Origin of the sequence: Rugamonas rubra (assembly GCF_900114705.1) — a bacterium.
Taxonomy (GTDB): domain Bacteria; phylum Pseudomonadota; class Gammaproteobacteria; order Burkholderiales; family Burkholderiaceae_D; genus Rugamonas; species Rugamonas rubra.
This window is the reverse complement of record NZ_FOTW01000026.1, coordinates 1-16,752: the sequence shown is the minus strand read 5'-3', so window position 1 is coordinate 16,752 and position 16,752 is coordinate 1. Positions and strand designations below refer to the sequence as shown.

At 66.3% G+C, this 16,752-nt stretch carries 15 protein-coding genes; 8 read left to right on the top strand and 7 right to left on the bottom strand.

All coding sequences use genetic code 11. From position 1 onward, the window contains the following. The first annotated feature begins 122 nt into the window (after positions 1-122). From BM252_RS23865 to BM252_RS23845, 4 genes are all read left to right on the top strand, one after another. The gene (locus tag BM252_RS23865) at positions 123-677 is read left to right on the top strand and encodes a thymidine kinase (RefSeq protein ID WP_093390178.1); all 555 of its coding nucleotides are present in this window, start codon (positions 123-125) and stop codon (positions 675-677) included. 149 nt (positions 678-826) lie between these two features. After that, positions 827-2,191 (top strand): EndoU domain-containing protein, encoded by a 1,365-nt coding sequence (locus BM252_RS23860; protein WP_093390177.1) that lies wholly within the window; start codon positions 827-829, stop codon positions 2,189-2,191. A gap of 14 nt (positions 2,192-2,205) precedes the next feature. Then, entirely contained in the window at positions 2,206-2,616 is a 411-nt protein-coding gene (locus BM252_RS23855; RefSeq protein ID WP_245774414.1) for a hypothetical protein, read from the top strand. A 593-nt stretch (positions 2,617-3,209) separates the two neighbouring features. Further along, positions 3,210-3,701, top strand: a complete 492-nt coding sequence (locus BM252_RS23845; protein WP_425442367.1) for a HipA domain-containing protein — start codon at positions 3,210-3,212, stop codon at positions 3,699-3,701. A gap of 26 nt (positions 3,702-3,727) precedes the next feature. Here BM252_RS23845 and BM252_RS23840 read toward each other — a convergent pair whose 3' ends face one another. Then, entirely contained in the window at positions 3,728-4,684 is a 957-nt protein-coding gene (locus BM252_RS23840) for a LysR substrate-binding domain-containing protein (protein WP_093390175.1), read from the bottom strand. 96 nt (positions 4,685-4,780) lie between these two features. On the opposite strand from BM252_RS23840, the gene BM252_RS23835 reads away from it, so the two are divergent. After that, complete coding sequence (locus BM252_RS23835) at positions 4,781-5,728, top strand: NAD-dependent epimerase/dehydratase family protein (protein ID WP_093390174.1); 948 nt, start codon at positions 4,781-4,783, stop codon at positions 5,726-5,728. Then, positions 5,725-6,345 (top strand): LysE family translocator, encoded by a 621-nt coding sequence (locus BM252_RS23830; protein ID WP_093390173.1) that lies wholly within the window; start codon positions 5,725-5,727, stop codon positions 6,343-6,345. Before BM252_RS23835 ends, BM252_RS23830 begins: the two co-directional genes overlap by 4 nt. A gap of 86 nt (positions 6,346-6,431) precedes the next feature. On the opposite strand, the gene BM252_RS23825 is transcribed toward BM252_RS23830, so the two are convergent. Genes BM252_RS23825 through BM252_RS23815 form a run of 3 tightly spaced genes read right to left on the bottom strand, consistent with a single transcriptional unit; the run spans position 6,432 to position 10,134 of the window. Further along, positions 6,432-7,280, bottom strand: coding sequence for a substrate-binding periplasmic protein (locus tag BM252_RS23825; RefSeq protein ID WP_093390172.1), 849 nt, complete (start codon positions 7,278-7,280; stop codon positions 6,432-6,434). Further along, entirely contained in the window at positions 7,277-9,028 is a 1,752-nt protein-coding gene (locus BM252_RS32045; protein WP_093390171.1) for an ATP-binding protein, read from the bottom strand. Before BM252_RS32045 ends, BM252_RS23825 begins: the two co-directional genes overlap by 4 nt. Next, positions 9,016-10,134 carry a substrate-binding domain-containing protein gene (locus tag BM252_RS23815; RefSeq protein WP_093390170.1) on the bottom strand — a complete coding sequence of 373 codons (1,119 nt, stop codon included), beginning with the start codon at positions 10,132-10,134 and terminating at the stop codon, positions 9,016-9,018. Before BM252_RS23815 ends, BM252_RS32045 begins: the two co-directional genes overlap by 13 nt. Before the next feature lie 262 nt (positions 10,135-10,396). Between BM252_RS23815 and BM252_RS23810 the strand changes: the two genes are divergently transcribed. Next, complete coding sequence (locus BM252_RS23810) at positions 10,397-11,236, top strand: EcsC family protein (RefSeq protein ID WP_093390169.1); 840 nt, start codon at positions 10,397-10,399, stop codon at positions 11,234-11,236. Here BM252_RS23810 and BM252_RS23805 read toward each other — a convergent pair. Continuing rightward, the gene (locus BM252_RS23805; RefSeq protein WP_093390168.1) at positions 11,233-13,113 is read right to left on the bottom strand and encodes a methyl-accepting chemotaxis protein; all 1,881 of its coding nucleotides are present in this window, start codon (positions 13,111-13,113) and stop codon (positions 11,233-11,235) included. The genes BM252_RS23810 and BM252_RS23805 overlap by 4 nt on opposite strands. A 354-nt stretch (positions 13,114-13,467) precedes the next feature. On the opposite strand from BM252_RS23805, the gene BM252_RS23800 reads away from it, so the two are divergent. After that, positions 13,468-15,723 carry a carboxy terminal-processing peptidase gene (locus BM252_RS23800; RefSeq protein WP_093390167.1) on the top strand — a complete coding sequence of 752 codons (2,256 nt, stop codon included), beginning with the start codon at positions 13,468-13,470 and terminating at the stop codon, positions 15,721-15,723. A gap of 247 nt (positions 15,724-15,970) precedes the next feature. Here the strand turns inward: BM252_RS23800 and BM252_RS23795 are convergent, their stop codons facing one another. Together BM252_RS23795 and BM252_RS23790 are read right to left on the bottom strand one after the other, a co-directional pair. Next, positions 15,971-16,303: a helix-turn-helix domain-containing protein gene (locus BM252_RS23795; RefSeq protein ID WP_174900657.1), complete on the bottom strand. Its 333-nt coding sequence runs from the start codon at positions 16,301-16,303 to the stop codon at positions 15,971-15,973. A 257-nt stretch (positions 16,304-16,560) separates the two neighbouring features. Then, positions 16,561-16,752, bottom strand: a 192-nt coding sequence (locus BM252_RS23790) for an ATP-binding protein (RefSeq protein ID WP_174900656.1), incomplete at its 5' end; no start/stop codon positions are given.

Genomic DNA, 16,752 nt, shown 5'->3' with positions numbered 1-16,752 from the left:
TGCCACTGTGCTGCCTGAAAAGCAAGTATGCGCTTTTTCGCAAACGGCCGGTTTATAATCGCGCCTCGCGAACGGCGCCCGGCGTCGCCGCGTTCGACGACTTCACAGGGCACAAGGCAGCAGTGGCAAAACTTTATTTCCGTTATTCTGCGATGAACGCAGGCAAATCCACCGCGATGTTGCAGGTGGCGCACAACTACGAGGAGCAGGGCCAGCGCGTGCGCCTGTTCACCGCCGCCATCGACGACCGCTACGGCGTCGGCCAGGTGACCTCGCGGCTGGGGCCGAGCCGCCAGGTCGAGGTGTTCCACGCCGACACCGACTTCCTGCGCGAGGTCGACGAGAAGATCGCCTGCCTGTTGATCGACGAGGCGCAGTTCCTCAGCACCGCCCAGGTGCAGCAGCTGCACCAGCTGGCCCAGGTGGGCGGCGTGCCGGTGATCAGCTACGGCCTGCGCACCGACTTCCGCGGCCAGCCCTTCGCCGGCTCGGCCTACCTGCTGGCGCTGGCCGACGACATCGAGGAGCTGAAGAATATTTGCAGCTGCGGCAAAAAGGCGACCATGAACATCCGCGTCGACCAAGACGGCAAGCGCATGAAGGAGGGCGAGCAGATCAGCATCGGCGGCAACGAGAGCTACCGCCAGGCCTGCGGGCGCTGTTTCTACGCGGAGTAGGCGGTGGAGCATCGGCGGAGGGCGGGCGGGATACTATTTTGCTCGCGACGTTCGCCGCTAGTTGTCCCTTGCCATCATTTGCGTTGCGTCAACTCCTGCCATTGATGGGAGCGCATGCTGTGCGGACATGAACCCACAGCGCGCCCATCATGAGCAGCAATCGCTTTGATCGCTTCGAGTATTACGAATGCCTGCGGCAGCAGGACACGCTGCTGGACGAGGCCATTGCCCGGCGGCGCCTGGCGGACTGTCCGCACGGCCCGTTCGAGCACCGACTTGGTCTAGACGGGTATTTGTACATTGGCGCCCGCGTGCGCCGCGTGCGCGAAGCCGTTGCCGAATCCCAATCGTTCGCGCTGCGCGAATTGCAGGCCAAATTGGGCGGTATTGGCCTGGCCGATGTCTGGCCGATTTTGCGGGAAATCTGCCACGATGTCGCCTTGTACGTCGGTGGTGGCGCAATAGTTGGCGGCGCCATCGGTGGCGGCTTGGGTGTGTTTGCGTTTGGCGCCGGTGCCTTGCCGGGCGCCGCTGCGGGTGCCGCGCTGGGGACGCAGGCGGGCAATCTGCTGCTGGGCTTTTTCGGCCTGAAATCGGTGGTGGTGTTCATGCTCGACAGCCTGCCGCGCGCCACACGCGCCTACCGGCAAGGTTTCTTCGAAGCGTGGGGCGGGATGCCCGACCTGGGCGCCCATTCACTGGACGCGCCCCATTACGGCGTCGATCGCCTGGCCGACAGCACCTATCTGGCCGCGCGCGCCTTCGCGCGCGGCCACGAGATTCTTATCCTGGCCCTATTGGCTGGCGTGGTGGCCTATCTGACCAGAGGCAAGGGCCAGTTGTCGGCGCTGTTGGCGGAGGTGCGGCAAAGCGCGCGGCTGGGGCCGAAAATGACGAGTTGGCTGGAGCAGAATGAAGGTAAACTGCTTAGTCATCCATTGCTGAATGAGCGTGCGCGGGGGAATGGCGGCGGCGCCATCGGTGGCGGCGCGGAAGTCGGCGCGTCCGCATCCGGTCCACGCACGGGCAATCAAACGACAACAGGAGCCGCTCCGCGTGATAGCACCCTGGCCGTTGGCGAAGCCGAACGCAAGGTTTCACTTGGAGGGAAAAACGTTCTTGGGTCGCCTGTCGACATCGCTCATGCTATTGGTGCTGACTATACCAAGGCCGGCAGACCAACGGGCGGACATAGTTTGCTCAATGGAGATGTAAGAATTTTGCCCGGTACGGAGTCAGTTCCCGATGCCTCTGGTGTCTATAAAGCAACTATTCAAGTTCCAGATCCTCAAAATCCCGGGCAATGGCTTACAAAAACCAGTAATGCTTCGATGAATTCTATGTTTCCCAAAAATTGGGATGCCTCGAGAATTCAGTCCGAAGTAGATGCCGCGTGGAATTCTCCGAATAGGGTTGTAAGTGGAAATAAATGGAGTTCTTTCACCCCGTCAGGGGTAAAAGTTGAAGGATATGTTTCTCCACGGACGACTGTGTACCCAGTGCATCAACCTTAAAACCAAAGTGAGTAATGATGAAACTTAGATTTTCTTATGTTGCAGGTGGATTTCACCAAAAACTCGGCCAAGTATTTCATTGGCAGCAAGAAGCAATAGGTGGTGAGAACGCGCAGCGGTATAAGCAATATCTCTGCGAAGTACTGAGCTCAGTTGCCCAAGGAACCGATGATTGCGATCGACTCTTACACGATATCAATGAGGTTGAAAATGGTGGCCGGGTTGAGATCGAAACGGGTGGGAATGACGTCACCCTAACGCTGAGGCCTACTGGAGTACAAGTCGATATTGAGGTCAATGAGGATTGGGTAGGTCAGCCAGATGGGCATTTTGACTTGCGCGAATGGAAGGCCGCTTTGACGGGCTGGCGCCAATTTCTACAAATGCCTCAATCCTTGGAGTCCTTTGTAGAGGTCGACTTATAGATAATTTCTGGTCGGCCGCTCACATCGATGCGGGGGCTGCTTCTACTCCGAGTAGACGGGCTCTCAGCGTAGGCGGCGCTTCGCCTATCCCGACAGACCTTAGACAATTGGCGACATCTGCGGCGCGCCCGAGCAGGCGAAGCGAAGGACTCCTCCATCGGCCAAATTGCGCGCTACCTGGGCTGGTACGGCGAGAAGGAAGGCAAGCCGCCACGAGCCATTTTGGTCGCAAGCGGATTCGCGGAACCGGTGCGGTGGGCGGCCAAAGCCATTCCGGGGTTGAAGCTGGTGACTCACCGGGTGCAGTTCGCGTTCGAAGAAGCAACTGCGGAAAAAGTAGGGGAGATGGCCCAAAGCTGGTGAGCGGCCGAGGATGCTCGCTTAGATTAGCTCGTTCATCAGCATGCATACACATAGATATTGATGGAGGGGCCGGTGCCACCATATTCTATAGGTATGCCAAAAAAACTCCCGTGCCCTACTGCAACTCCCGCCAGCAACTGCTGCCGCCATCGAAAAGCTTAGCGCCGACCTGGCGGTAGCCCGCTTGCGCCGGAAGGAGTCATTGAAGACTTGGGCTCCGCCGTGTCGGCATCACGCAGGACGACATCAACCAAAGAGATGTACGCGAGCTCTTTCGTCGCATGGTCTTCAACATCCTGGTCGACAACACCGATGACCATGAGAAGAACCACTCCTTGCTGGTCGTGAACCCGCGCGGAAATGGCCGCCTGAAGCTGGCGCCGGCTTACGACGTCCTTCCTTCGAACTCAGGGCTGGGGTTCCAGGAGTTCATCTGCGGCGCCCATGGCCGAGAATCGACGCTCGAAAACGCGATGTCGCAGTGCGATGCGTTCGGCCTGCCGCCCGGGGAGGCCGCAGCCGAAGTTGTCGCCGTCATTGATGTCGTGAACACTTGGCAGGAACACTTCGCGCACGCCGGCGTGTCAGCGTGCGACATCGTGAGTCTGGCCGAGCGTATCGACGACGACGAGCTCTTGACCCAGCGCATCGGCTTCGACCAGGCCCGATTTCAGTCGGGGCCGGCCAAGCGGAAGCGGTCAAGTCCCTTCCGGCGCGCATAACGCCATCCCCGCTGAGAGCGGGGCCTTCAGACGCCGTGAGCAAGCGCCATGCCTTCGTGCGTTGCGGCCATACCCTGCCACTCCTGCTGCATCCAGGCGCTGAAATGGCCAACCTTTTGCAGCGCATGTTTGCCTGCGCCAACGCGCAGGTGGTAGGCGTAGGGCGACGGCAAGAAGAGCTCGGGGATGACGCGTAGGTTGCCGCGCACAATGTCCTCATGCGCAATCGAATACGGCGCCAGCGCCACGCCTTGAGCGGCGACGGCGGCTTGCACCAAGGTGCCGGAATGGCTGAACGCGCGTGAGAAGTTGTGCTTGCCCTTCAACGTGGCCACGGCCTTGTATTTCTTGAGAAGCAGCAACCAGTTTTCGGTCGTGCCCTCGTACAGCAAGGGAAACTTGTCCAGCGTATCAATCGACACCGGGACGGCCTGTTTGCTGGGCGTGTAGGGCAGAACAGCCGGGCTGTAGACCACCACCCATTGCTCCGCAAGGCGCGGCGCAGCATCCAAGGCGCCACGGCTGTAGTGGATGGCGATGTCGCAAGCCTGGTCCGTCGACGAGGCCAAGGGGGTAAGCTGATCGCTGGACTCCACGTGCAAGTCATATTTCGGCTGCAACTTGGTGAAGCGGTGCAGGCGCGGCACCAGCCACTTCGTGGCGAACGAATGGGTGGCCGATATCCGCAGAACCCACTCTTCGTCACCGCCGCGCAGCGCCGCCACCTTGCCGTGCAGCACCTCTAACAGGCCGCGCACGGTGAGGGCCAACTCTTGCCCCTTGTCCGTCAGCTTGATTTGTCGGGTCTGGCGCGTGAACAAGGCAAAGCCTAAGCTCATTTCCAACTGTTTGATTTGTTGACTGACGGCGCCCGGGGTTTTGTGCAGCTCGTATGCGGCAAGCTTGATGCTGGACCAGCGCGCGGCGGCCTCGAAATCGATCAGCCCTGAGAGGCTGCGCAAGGGCGTTGATTCGGTCTTCATAACTTAGAAATACTAATGCGTTGAGTTGAAATTGCTGGTTTGTCGGTGCGTGCTGCACTCGGGATAATACGCTCATGTCCAAATCAAAGGGTGGTTATGAGTAAGAATGTATTGATTATTGGCGGAACCCGCTACTTTGGAAAACTGCTCGTGGGCAGGCTGCTGGCGCAAGGCCACCGTGTCACCTTGGCCACACGCGGCGTCGCCCGGGATGACTTTGGCGAGCGAGTGCAACGTATCACGGTGAACCGGCGCGATCTGGCCTGCATGCAGCTGGCCTTCGCCGACGTCGCATTCTTTGATGTCGTGTTCGACCAGATATGCTATTCGCCGCTGGACGCCGCCATCTCGGCCCAGGTGTTCGCAGGCAAGGTGGGGCGCTACGTCATGGCGTCCACTATCGAGGTCTACGAGATTCTGCATGCGCAAGCAAGCGGGTCCTATCGTGAAGACGAGCTGGATTTGAACAAGGTGCAGGTGGACATGACAATTCCCTGGCATTCAGCTGAGCTGTCCGATGATCACTATGGCGAGGGCAAGCGCCAGGCCGAGGCTTTCCTATACCAAGATGGTCGTTTGCCCGTGGTGAGCGTCCGGATTGCCCACGTGCTGGGCGGGCCAGAGGACTTCACACGGCGGCTGGAGTTCTATGTGCAGCGGGTGTTGGCGCAGGAACCCATGCGGCATTCGGTCGGCGCGGGGCCCAGCTCATTCGTCGACGCCGAGGGTATTGCCGAATTTCTGTGCTGGGTCGGCGCGCAGGACTTCCTGGGGCCGGTGAACGCGGCCTGCGGAGGGGACATGTCGGCGCTGGACGTGTACGAGCGCGTGGCGGCGGTGCTGGATAAACCATCGCGCCCCATCGCCATGCCGGGTGCGCATGCCGTCTGCGAGCTGAGTCCCTTCGACTATACCCGTCCACATGCCATGGACACCCGCCGGGCGCAGGCCTTGGGCTACCGCTTTGCCGACAACGCCGCCTATTTGGATGGATTGATTCGTCGGCATGGCGCCAACGACGTCGAACAGGAGCGGCAACCATGATGAGCCTGACACAACTGTTGCCCTTCGTTTTGGCCTCGGCCCTGGTGATCGGCGTGCCCGGCCCGGCTACCTTCTTCGTCTTGGGGCAGGCCCGCATCTCGCATCGCCGGGCGGCCAGCGCCACGCTGGGCATTGTCTTGGGGGACGTGCTGCTGATGACGGCGTCGGCCTTGGGCTTTGCCGCGTTGGTGACGCGGTGGCCGCTGCTGCTGCTTGCCGTCAAGCTGGCGGGCGCGATCTTTCTGCTGTACCTGGCCTGGGGTTTGTGGGGTGGCGCCAGCCCGGCGGGGCAGGTGGCGCAGGGCGCGGCCGGCGGTTCGCGCGGCTTTGTCAAAGGCGTGCTGCTGACTGTCTTCAATCCCAAGCCAGTGCTGTTCTTTGCCGCCTTCTTCCCGCAGTTCATGCCCGAGCCCACGACCGCGCCCTTGCAAGGTTTTGCCGCGCTGGGTCTGGTGTTCGAACTATTGAATCTTGCCTACTTCGCAGCCTTGGTGGCATTGCTGACGGTGGCTGGAAATCAGCGCGGCTTTCAGAGCTTCTTGAAGGGAAACTTCAACCGAGTGGCCGCGGTCGGGCTACTGTTGTGCAGTGGCCTGACGGTGGCCAGCTTGCTGTAGTTTCGGGGCTTGTCGCAGTGTGTTTTCCTGGAACCGGCAGGCGGGCCCGGGCAGCCGCCCGGGCAGCCGCCCGGTCGCCGGACGGGCTATTTTTTCGCCGGCCTGGCGGCCTGCCCCGGCAGCTGGACCGCGTATTTGGCGGCGATCTCGCGGGCGCCGTCGCCGCTGTTGAGCAGCTCGATCTGCTCGTTCAACACGCGCAGCAGCTCCTCGGCGTAGGGCACGCGCCGGCTCACCATCATGTGGAAGGTCGACGGCGGCAGCTCCGCCAGCAGCTCGTAGCCGATGTCGAGCCGGGCGAAGTCGGCGATGCCCAGGCTCTGGTAGCCGAGGGCGATCTCCAGGCGTTCCGGCAGGGCGTCGCAGCGGTTCATTTTGAGCTTGAGGAAGGACTGCGCCAGGTTCTGCGAGCCGGCCTCCATTTGCTCGGCGTCGAGGCCGAAGGCGGCGTAGTTGTAGCCGTTGACGGCGCACAGCCGCAGCTTCTTCAGGTCGGCCGCCGCGCGCACCGGCGGGTGCGGCCTGGCCTTGTCGTAGAAGTAGGCCAGGTGCATGGCGTAGTAGGGCTTGGCCACCAGGTAGGCGCGCTCGCGCTCGGCGTTGCTGGCGGCGTCGGTCAGCATGTCGTGGCCGCCCAGCCTGACCGATTCCAGGCAGCGCCTCCACGGCAGCATGTCGATTCGGTAGCGCAGGCCGGCGCCGGCCAGCGCGCGGCGCAGGTACTCGGCGGAGAAGCCGACCACCTCGTCGGTCCGGGCGCCGCCGTCGCGGCGGAAGTAGAGGTAGGGCGGCCACTCGGCGATCTGGCCGCAGACGCGGACCACCTGCGCCGGCGCCAGCGGCGCGGCGCCGGCGGCCGCGTCTGCGGCGGGCGGCGCCAGCCACAGCGCCAGCCACAGCGCCAGCGCCAGCGGCGGGGCGGCGGCGCGCCTCATGTTTGGCCTCCGGCCTGGCGCGGTAGCACGACGCGGAAGGCGGCGCCCCGGCCCGGCTCGCTGCGCACCTCGATGCGGCCGCCGTGGGTCTTGACGATGCCGTAGGCCATCGACAGGCCCAGCCCGGTGCCGCTGCCCACCGGCTTGGTGGTGAAGAAGGGGTCGAACAGGCGGTCCAGGTGCTCCTGCCGGATGCCGTCGCCGTTGTCCTCGACCTCGACCCAGACCTGGGCGTCGTCGCGGCCGGTGCGCAGGGTGATGCGGCCGTGCTCGCCGGCGGCGTCGGCGGCGTTGCGCAGCAGGTTGAGGAAGACCTGGTTGAGGCGCAACGGGCGGCACTCGACGGCGGGGATGGCGGCGTACTCGCGGCGCAGCTCGCCCTTGAACTTGAGCTGGCCGTGGACCACGTTGACGGCGCTGTCGAGCGCGTCCTCCAGGTTGGCCCACTGCAGCTCGGTCTCGTCGACCAGGGCGAAGTCCTTCAGGTCCTGGACGATGCGCTTGACGCGGCGCAGGCCGTCGAGCGACTCGCCGAGCAGGCTGGCGATGTCGCCGCGCAGGTAGGGCAGGTCGATGCGCCGCTTCAGCTCGGCCAGGGCGGCGCGGCTGTCGGCGCCCAGCTCGGCCTCGACCGCCTCGTAGGCGGCCAGCACGTCGAGCAGGTCGGCGACGTAGGCGCGCAGGGTGCCCAGGTTGGCGTTGACGAAGCCGACCGGGTTGTTGATCTCGTGGGCCATGCCGGCGGCCAGCTGGCCGACCGAGGCCAGCTTCTCCGACTGCAGCAGCTGGCCGTGCACCTGGGCCAGCTGGTCGATCAGCTGCTGCTGGCGGCCGCGCTCGCGCTCGAGGGCGGCGTGGGCCAGGCTGAGCTGGCGGCGGTCGGCCTGGAACTGTTCGACGGCGCGGGCCATCTCGCCGATTTCGTCGCCGCCGGCCACCGCCACGGCCAGCGCCGGCGCCGACTCGCCGGCCTCGGCCTCGGCCGGCTCGCGCCGGCGCAGGCCGTCGCTGACCAGCTGCAGGCGCGACAGCACGTGGCGGCCGAGGAAGTGGTAGCTGGCCAGCCAGGCCAGCAGCAGGCTGGCGGCCAGCAGCGCGGCGACCCAGCGCTGGTGGCGCAGCGAGTCGCCGCGCAGCGCCTGGGCGGCGTCGCGGAAGTCCTGGCTGTGGCGCTCGGACTGCAGCTGGGCCGCCGCCGCCATCGCGGCGGCCTGGTGGCGCAGCTGGTCCTGGAAGGGCCGGGCGCGCGCGGCGGCGGCGGCGGCGGCGGCCGGGGTCGGCGCGGCGGCGGCCTGCAGCTCGGCCTCGCGCAGCTGGGCCACCACGTTGGCGCTGTTGCGGAACAGCTGGCTGGCCTGGCGCAGGTCGAGGATGGCGCCCTCGTCGCCGGCGGCGGCCAGGCGGTCGGCCAGATGGTCGAACGACTCGAGGTGGGCGGCGATGCCGCCGTAGCGGGCGCGCACCGCCTCGGCGCTGGCGGCGCCGGCCAGCAGGTCGGACTCGCGTTCGATCAGCAGGGTGCGGCGCACCAGGTCCTGGGCGTCCTGCATGCGCAGCATGCGCTCCTCGGCCAGGCGGTCGGTGGCGTCGCTGCCGACGCGCAGGGCGTAGACGGCGGTGACGCCGCCGGCCAGGATCAGCAGCGTCAGGCCGGCCACCACCAGGCTGAACTGGCGCCGCAGCGAGCGCGGCAGCAGGCGCCGCCAGGCCGCGCCGCCGCCGCCGCCGCCGCCGTTCAGCGCTTCCATATGCGGCGGTAGATGTCGCGGTAGCCGTTGTCCGGGTCGTAGCGCAGGCGGGCGCCGCCGTCGTAGCCGATGTTGTCCGGCGTGACCAGGTGCACCGGCACGATGTAGCCGGAGACGGGCTGGCGCGCCAGCAGCCGGTTCATCTCGTCGACCAGCTGCCAGCCGTGCAGGTTGAGCGGCTCGGCCACGGTGCCGACCTGGAAGGTGCCGGCCTGGATGCGCAGCAGCGCCGCCGCGCTGCCGTCGCCGGCCGACAGCATCTGCAGGCTGGCGCTGCTGCGGCCGGCCTTGGTCAGCTCCGGCGCGGCGTAGTCGAAATACAGGTCGTTGATGGCCAGCGCGTGGCTCCAGGCGGCGCCGTGGCGCGCCAGCAGGGCGCGGGTGACGGCCGGCATGCGCGCGGCGCTGTGCGACAGGGCGACGTCCTCGACGCCGAGCAGGCGGCAGCGGCGGCAGGCGCGCACCACCTCGGCCATCGCCGCCGCCTTGGCGCCGGCGATCGCGTAGTTGCTGTCGGTGAAGATGACCACGCCGGCGCGGCCGCCCGACTGCACCACCGCCGCCATCGCCGTGACACGCGCCACGTCGAGCGGATCGCTCGACACGTTCATCGCCAGCGGGCTGCCGGCCACCGGGCCGGCCAGCGGGCCGACGTGCCAGCCGAGCATCGGCACGCCGAGCCGGGCCAGCGGCGCCAGCAGCGGCGCGGCCTGCTCGGCGTCGACGCCGACCAGCAGCAGGCCGCTGGGCCGCGCCGCCAGCACCGCCGCCAAGGTGCTGGCGCGGCCGGCGGCGCTGCCGGCGGCGTCGTAGACCTTGCTGTTCCAGCCGATCGCGGCGGCCGCCTCCTTGATGCCTTGCACCACGCCGAGCACGCCGCCGTTGCGCAGGTCCTCGCTGACGATGGCGATGCTGGCGCCGGCGTAGGCCGGCGGGCCGGACTGCGGCCCGCCCCAGGGCGCGCCGTGGGCGCTGGCGCGCTCGACGGCCAGGCGCATGCGCGCCAACCGCGCCGCCTCGTCGTCGGCCGCGGCGGCCACGGCGGCCGCGGCGCCTAGCAGGGCGAGCAGGAGTGCCGCGCGGATCCGGGAAACGGGAGGGAGCATAGGTCGGGCCAATGGCGAACGCAGTGCCGGCCATGCTAGCAGGTGTTGGCAGGCCGATCAACAATATCAGCGGGCCGCCGCCGGCCGGGCCGAAGCGCGGCGCCGCCCCGGCCGGCCCGTCGGCGGTGGAAAGAATGTTTTTGGGGAATTGTTAATGATTTGTGGCAAGCATCGGCGGCGCCCCGGCGCGCGCCCGCAGCGCCGGCCGCCGGCGCGATGCTATGATGCCGCAGGACTGCCACAGGGGAGACGCACGGGACGCATGGACATCTATTCGGAACACAATCGCGCCGACCTGGCGGCGCTGCGCCAGGCGGTGCGCCTGCTGAACACGCCGTCGCTGACGATCAAGCTGGCCGAGCTGGTCGGCGCGCCGCTGGAATGGGGCCTGGCCAAGCTGTCCGGCCCGCTGCGCGGCAGGATCAACCAGGGCGTCAACGCGGCGCTGCAGCGCGCCGCCGACGTGGCGCTGTGGAGCATGGCCGACCGGCCGCACGCCGCCGCCTCGCCGCGCCTGCACCAGCTGGGCGCGGCCGCCAGCGGCGCGCTGGGCGGCTTCTTCGGCTTCTCGGCGCTGCTGGTCGAACTGCCGCTGTCGACCACCATCATGATGCGCGCGGTGGCCGACGTGGCGCGCGCCGAGGGCTTCGCCCTGTCCAGCCTGGAGGTCAAGCTCGAGTGCGTCAAGGTGTTCGCGCTGGGCGGCAACGCCGGGCCGGAGGCGGCCGGCGATTCCGGCTACTACGCCTCGCGCACCGCGCTCAACCGTCTGCTCAACCTGACCGCCGCCGAGCTGGCGGCGATCGCGGCGGAGAAGGGCGCCGCCGGCATCGGCGCGCGCGAGGGCGCCGCCCTGCTGGCCCGCCTGATCGACGCGGTGGCGACGCGCTTCGGCGTGGTGGTCACCGAGAAGATGGCGGCGCAGATCGTGCCGGTGCTCGGCGCGCTGGCCGGCGCCACCGTCAACACCCTGTTCACCGACTACTACCAGGACATGGCCAGGGGCCACTTCGCCCTGCGCCGTCTGGAGCGGCGCTACGGCGAAGGCTACATCGTCGACGTCTACGGCCGCGAGTTGCGGCTGCTGCAGCCGGGCGGCTAGCGCAGCGCCAGGCGGCGCGGCGGCGCGCCGGCCTGTTCCTCCAGCCGGAACAGGCGCACCACCTGGGCCAGCGCGCCGGCCTGGCCCTGCAGCGCCTCGGCGGCGGCGGCGGCCTCCTCGACCAGCGCGGCGTTCTGCTGGGTCACCTGGTCCATCTGGGCGATGGCCTGGTTGGCCTGCTCGATGCCGGCGCGCTGCTCCTCGCTGGCGTTGCTGATCTCGCCGACGATGGCGCTGACGCGGTCGACGCTGGCGACCAGCTCGCGCATGGTGGCGCCGGCCCGGTCGACCTGGGCGCTGCCGGCGTCGACTTTGCCGACCGAGTCGACGATCAACTCCTTGATCTCCTTGGCGGCGGCGGCCGAGCGTTGCGCCAAGCTGCGCACCTCGGCGGCGACGACGGCGAAGCCGCGGCCCTGCTCGCCGGCGCGCGCCGCCTCGACGGCCGCGTTGAGCGCCAGGATGTTGGTCTGGAAGGCGATGGCGTCGATCACCGCGATGATGTCGACGACCTTCTTCGAGGCGCTGTTGATCGAGTCCATCGTGCCCACCACCAGGGCCACCGCCGCGCCGCCCTGGGCGGCGACGCCGGAGGCGGCCTGCGCCAGTTGGCTGGCCTGGCGGGCGTGGTCGGCGTTCTGCCGCACCGTCGAGCTGAGCTCCTGCATCGAAGCGGCGGTCTCCTCCAGGCTGGCGGCCTGCTGCTCGGTGCGCGCCGACAGGTCGGCGTTGCCGTCGCTGATCTCGGCCGAGGCGCTGGCGATCTGCTCGGCGCCGTGGCGCACCTGGCCGACCACGCCGGCCAGCTTGCCGCTGATGCCGTTCATGGCCAGCAGCAGGCGGCCGATCTCGTCGCCGCTGTCGACCCGCAGCGCCACCGTCAGGTCGCCGGCGGCGATGCGGCCGGCGGCGGCCTCGGCGCGCGCCAGCGGGCGCGACACGTTGCGCCGCACCAGCAGGAACAGGGCGGCGGCGAACAGCAGCAGTGCGAGCAGGCCGAACAGGCTGGCGCGGTTGCGCAGCGTCGCCGCGTCGTGGGTGATCTCGTCGGTGTAGCTGCCGCCGGCGACGACCCAGTTCCACGGCTTGAAGTGGCTGTAGACCACCAGCTTCTCGCGCGCGGCGCAGCAGTCGCGCTCGTTCCATTGGTAGCGCATGCTGCCGTTCTTGGCCGCCAGCATGTCGGCGATGAAGGCGCGCCCGTCGCTGCCGCGCGTGGCCAGCAGCTTGGCGCCCTCCTGGTTGGGATGCACCAGCAGCTTGCCGTAGTCCTTGCCGGGCGCGGCGTCGAGCACGTAGACGTAGCGGCTCTGGCCGATCTTGATCTGCTTGATCTGGTCCTTCAACATGGCCAGGTTCTGGCTGATGTCGAGACCGATGAACAGCACGCCGATGACGCGGCCGGCGTCGTCCTTGATCGGGTCGTACTGGGTGATGAAGGGCTTGCCGAACAGCGTGGCCAGGCCGACGTAGCGGGCGCCGCCGCGCAGCGGGGCGTAGCTGGGGTGGGTATGGTCGAGCTGGGTGCCGACGGCGCGCTCGCCGTTCTCCTTCTTCAGGGAGGTGCTGACGCGGACGAATTCGTCGCCGCTGGCGGCGAACACGGTGGCCACGGCGCCGGTCTGGGCGGTGAAGCGGTCGGCGATGCTGAAGTCCATGTTGAGGGTGCGCCCGCCGCTGTTGAGCGCCGGCGCCGGCTTGCCGGCGACGTCGACCGGATGCTCGGCGTCGAGCGTGAAGGGGCCGTCGAACTGGCCGGCGAACAGGCGGGCGAAGCTGCCGGCGTCGCTCACCATGGTGTGGTTGAACACCTCCAGCGTGTTGTTGACGCCGGCCAGGGCGCTGGCCACGTTGGCCTCGGCGCGCTGTTCGAGCATGCGCGCGGTGGTGCGCTGGGCGGCGGCCCACGTGTTACGCGCAAGGGCGTTTCGGGGGCGGTGAATGAATCAAGACGGCGATCATATAATATTTCCGTATGGGAATATATTTTGTTGAAAGGAAATATTAATGAATACAATGACTTGTCGACAATCTTGCCGCCCCGCGCCGCGCCGCCGCGCGCTTCAGCCGGTCTTAAGCTTTCACAGGGAAACTGTGTCTTCCCGGGCTGCGCCGCTGCTGCTATCCTGTAGAATAAAGCGCAGCCGTTTCACCCCCAATACGCTGGCGGCGGCCGACCCGAACGGTCGGCCGCCGCCGGCAAATCGACAATTCACGTTCGGAGTAAGCCGATGAAGAAGCAAATGTTGCTGGTCACGCTGGCGCTGTCCCTGTCAGTGCAGGCCGGCGCGGCGCTGCCGGAAAAAGTGGCAGACACCCCCTTGAAACCGTTGGCGCAGCAAACCCAGGCGGCGATCTGGGCCTCGCGCTTCTTGTCGCGCTACCACTACAAGGCGGTGCCGCTGGACGACGCCATGTCGGAGAAGATCTTCGACCGCTACTTCAAATCGCTCGACGGCGAGAAGCTGTTCTTCGTCCAGGCCGACGTCGACCAGTTCGGCGCGGCCCGCTCGCGCCTGGACGACGCCATCAACAACGAGAACCTCAGCGTTCCCTTCGCCATCTACAACCTGTACCAGCAGCGCTTCAACGAGCGCTTCGGCTACGCCCGCGAACTGCTCAAGACCAAGTTCGACTTCGCCGCCGACGAGAGCTACCAGTACGACCGCGAAAAGGCCGAGTGGCCGAAGAACGAGGCCGAGATGCGCGAGCTGTGGCGCAAGCGCATCAAGAACGACTGGCTGCGCCTGAAGCTGGCCGGCAAGGACGACAAGGCGATCCGCGACACCCTCGACAAGCGCTACGACAACTACATGGGCCGTTCGCGCAAGCTCAACAATGAAGACGTGTTCCAGATCTTCATGAACGCCTACACCATGTCGATCGAGCCGCACACCAACTACCTGGGGCCGCGCGCCTCGGAGAACTTCGACATCGCCATGCGCCTCTCGCTCGAGGGCATCGGCTGCGTGCTGCAGACGCGCGACGAGTACACCGTGGTGCGCGAGGTGGTGCCGGGCAGCCCGGCCGGCCTGTCGGGCAAGATCAAGGTGGGCGACCGCATCGTCGGCGTCGGCCAGGGCGAGTCCGGCGCGCTGACCGAGGTGCTCGGTTGGCGCATCGACGACGTCGTCGCGCAGATCCGCGGCGCCAAGGACTCCACCGTGCGGCTCGACGTGTTGCCGGCCGAGGCCGGCGTCGACGGCAAGCACACCGTGATCGCGCTGGTGCGCAAAAAGATCAGCATGGAGGAGCAGTCGGCCAAGAAATCCATCCTCGAGGTGCGCGACGGCACGGCCAAGCGCCGCGTCGGGGTGATCTCGCTGCCCACCTTCTACCAGGACTTCGAGGCGCGCCGCAAGGGCGAGCGCGATTTCAAGAGCGCCACGCGCGACGTGGCCCGCCTGCTCGGCGAGCTGAAGAAGGAAAAGGTCGACAACGTGCTGATCGACCTGCGCAACAACGGCGGCGGCTCGCTCAGCGAGGCCGTCGAGCTGACCGGCCTGTTCATCGACAAGGGGCCGGTGGTGCAGCAGCGCAACGCCGAAGGCAAGGTCGAGATCGAAAGCGACAACAACGCCGGCCTGGCCTGGGACGGCCCGGTCGGCGTGCTGATCAACCGTGGCTCGGCCTCCGCCTCGGAGATCTTCGCCGCCGCGATCCAGGACTACGGCCGCGGCCTGATCATCGGCGAGGCCAGCTTCGGCAAGGGCACCGTGCAAACCCTGGTCAACCTCGACCGTTTCGCCCAAGGCGACAAGGCGCCGCGCCTGGGCGAGTTGAAGATGACCGTCGCCCAGTTCTTCCGCATCAACGGCGGCACCACCCAGTTGCGCGGCGTCACGCCCGACATCAAGCTGCCGGCCATGGCCGACGGCGACAGCTTCGGCGAGTCCAGCTACGACAACGCGCTGCCGTGGACCTCGATCAAACCGGCCGTCTACATCACCGCCGGCGAGCTCAAGGAGATCGTGCCGATGCTCGACAAGCGCCACGAGGCGCGCGTGGCCAAGGACAAGGACTTCCAGTACCTGCAGGAGGATATCGCCCTGGCCAAGAAGATCCGCAAGGAGAACCTGATCTCGCTCAACGAGACGGTGCGCCGCAAGGAGCGCGACACCCAGGAGGCCCGCTCCAAGCTGCGCGAGGCGCGCCTGCTGGCCAACGCGGTGCCGAGCGGCGACGATCCGGTGAAGATCGCCGATCCGAAGGAGGCCCTGAACCACGCCCTCAGCGCCAAGCCGGCCAGCGGCAAGGTGGCGGCGCGGGTGGCGGCGGTGAAGGGCGCGGCGCGCACCGACGACGGCCTGCAGGCCGACGAGCGCGGCCTGGCCGCCGAGCTGGACGCGGAAAAGGCCGCCAAGAACGCCAAGGACGTGCTGCTCAACGAGGCGGTGCACATCCTGGCCGACGAGGTCGGCCTGCTGAAAACCGACACCCGGCTCGCCTCGCGCGTGCTGCCCTACGCGGTCGACGTCGGCAAGTGATAGTGGTGTTGGCCGGCGGAGCGATCCGCCGGCCGGCCCGCCGCAAGGAACCCGTGCGCCGCGCGGGTTTTTTTTCGCCGGCGGCTTGCAATCGCTAAGTCATTCACAACGTTGATTTCTGTCATCACAAAGATAAATTGGATGAATATACTTCCATACGGCATCATCAACTCGTCTCCTCTATTCCCCTCCAAGGAAATAGATTTAGCCCGCTCCCGTAGCGGGCTTTTTTTTTGTGCGCCCAGCACTAGGCAATAATTGCTTCAATTCCCTTGGTTTCGACAATATACAACAGCTTTGCGGCGGCTCCACTGGGGTGCTTTCCCGCTGAGGGTGACTCCCACTTCTGAACAGTGGAAACGCTCACATTGAGTATCGACGCGAACACTTGCTGACTCATCCTCGCAACACCTGTTCGAATTGCTACTACACGTTGCGGGGAATACTCGGGCGGAGCTACGCAGAGTGCATTCATGCGCGCCATGTCTGCCTTAGATACAAGACCATATGCGCTTAGGTCTGCCGCTGTCTCCAGCAGTTCGCGTAGAACACGACTATCTGCACTTGTTTTCTTGCTCATGGCAAATCTCCGTTAAAACGCCGTTAATCTTCAATGTTTCAAGCTTTGCAAGAGTGGCCGCCTGCAAGCCCTTACCCACTACTTTTGCAGCTTCCTCCTCCTTGGGTGCGTATTCCACGCAAACTGGACACCTGTTCCGCCGCAAACTGGACAGTCGTTCCAGCGCAAACTGGACACCCGTTCCAAACCAAACTGGACACCTGTTCCAAGCCAAACTGGACACCTTGGGCGCAACGGCGCGGGGTTGAGATGTGGTTTTACTCCGGACGGGGCGAACTAGTCAAATTAGCCCGCTTTTTCCGCAGTGAATCGCCTTTCAAGTTGAGCTGGTGGGCGTTGTGGACCAAGCGGTCCAGGATGGCGTCGGCCAGAGTGGCGTCGCCGATGGCGGCATGCCAATGCTCAATCGGAAGCTGGCTGGTGACGATGGTGGAGCGGCTGCCGTGGCG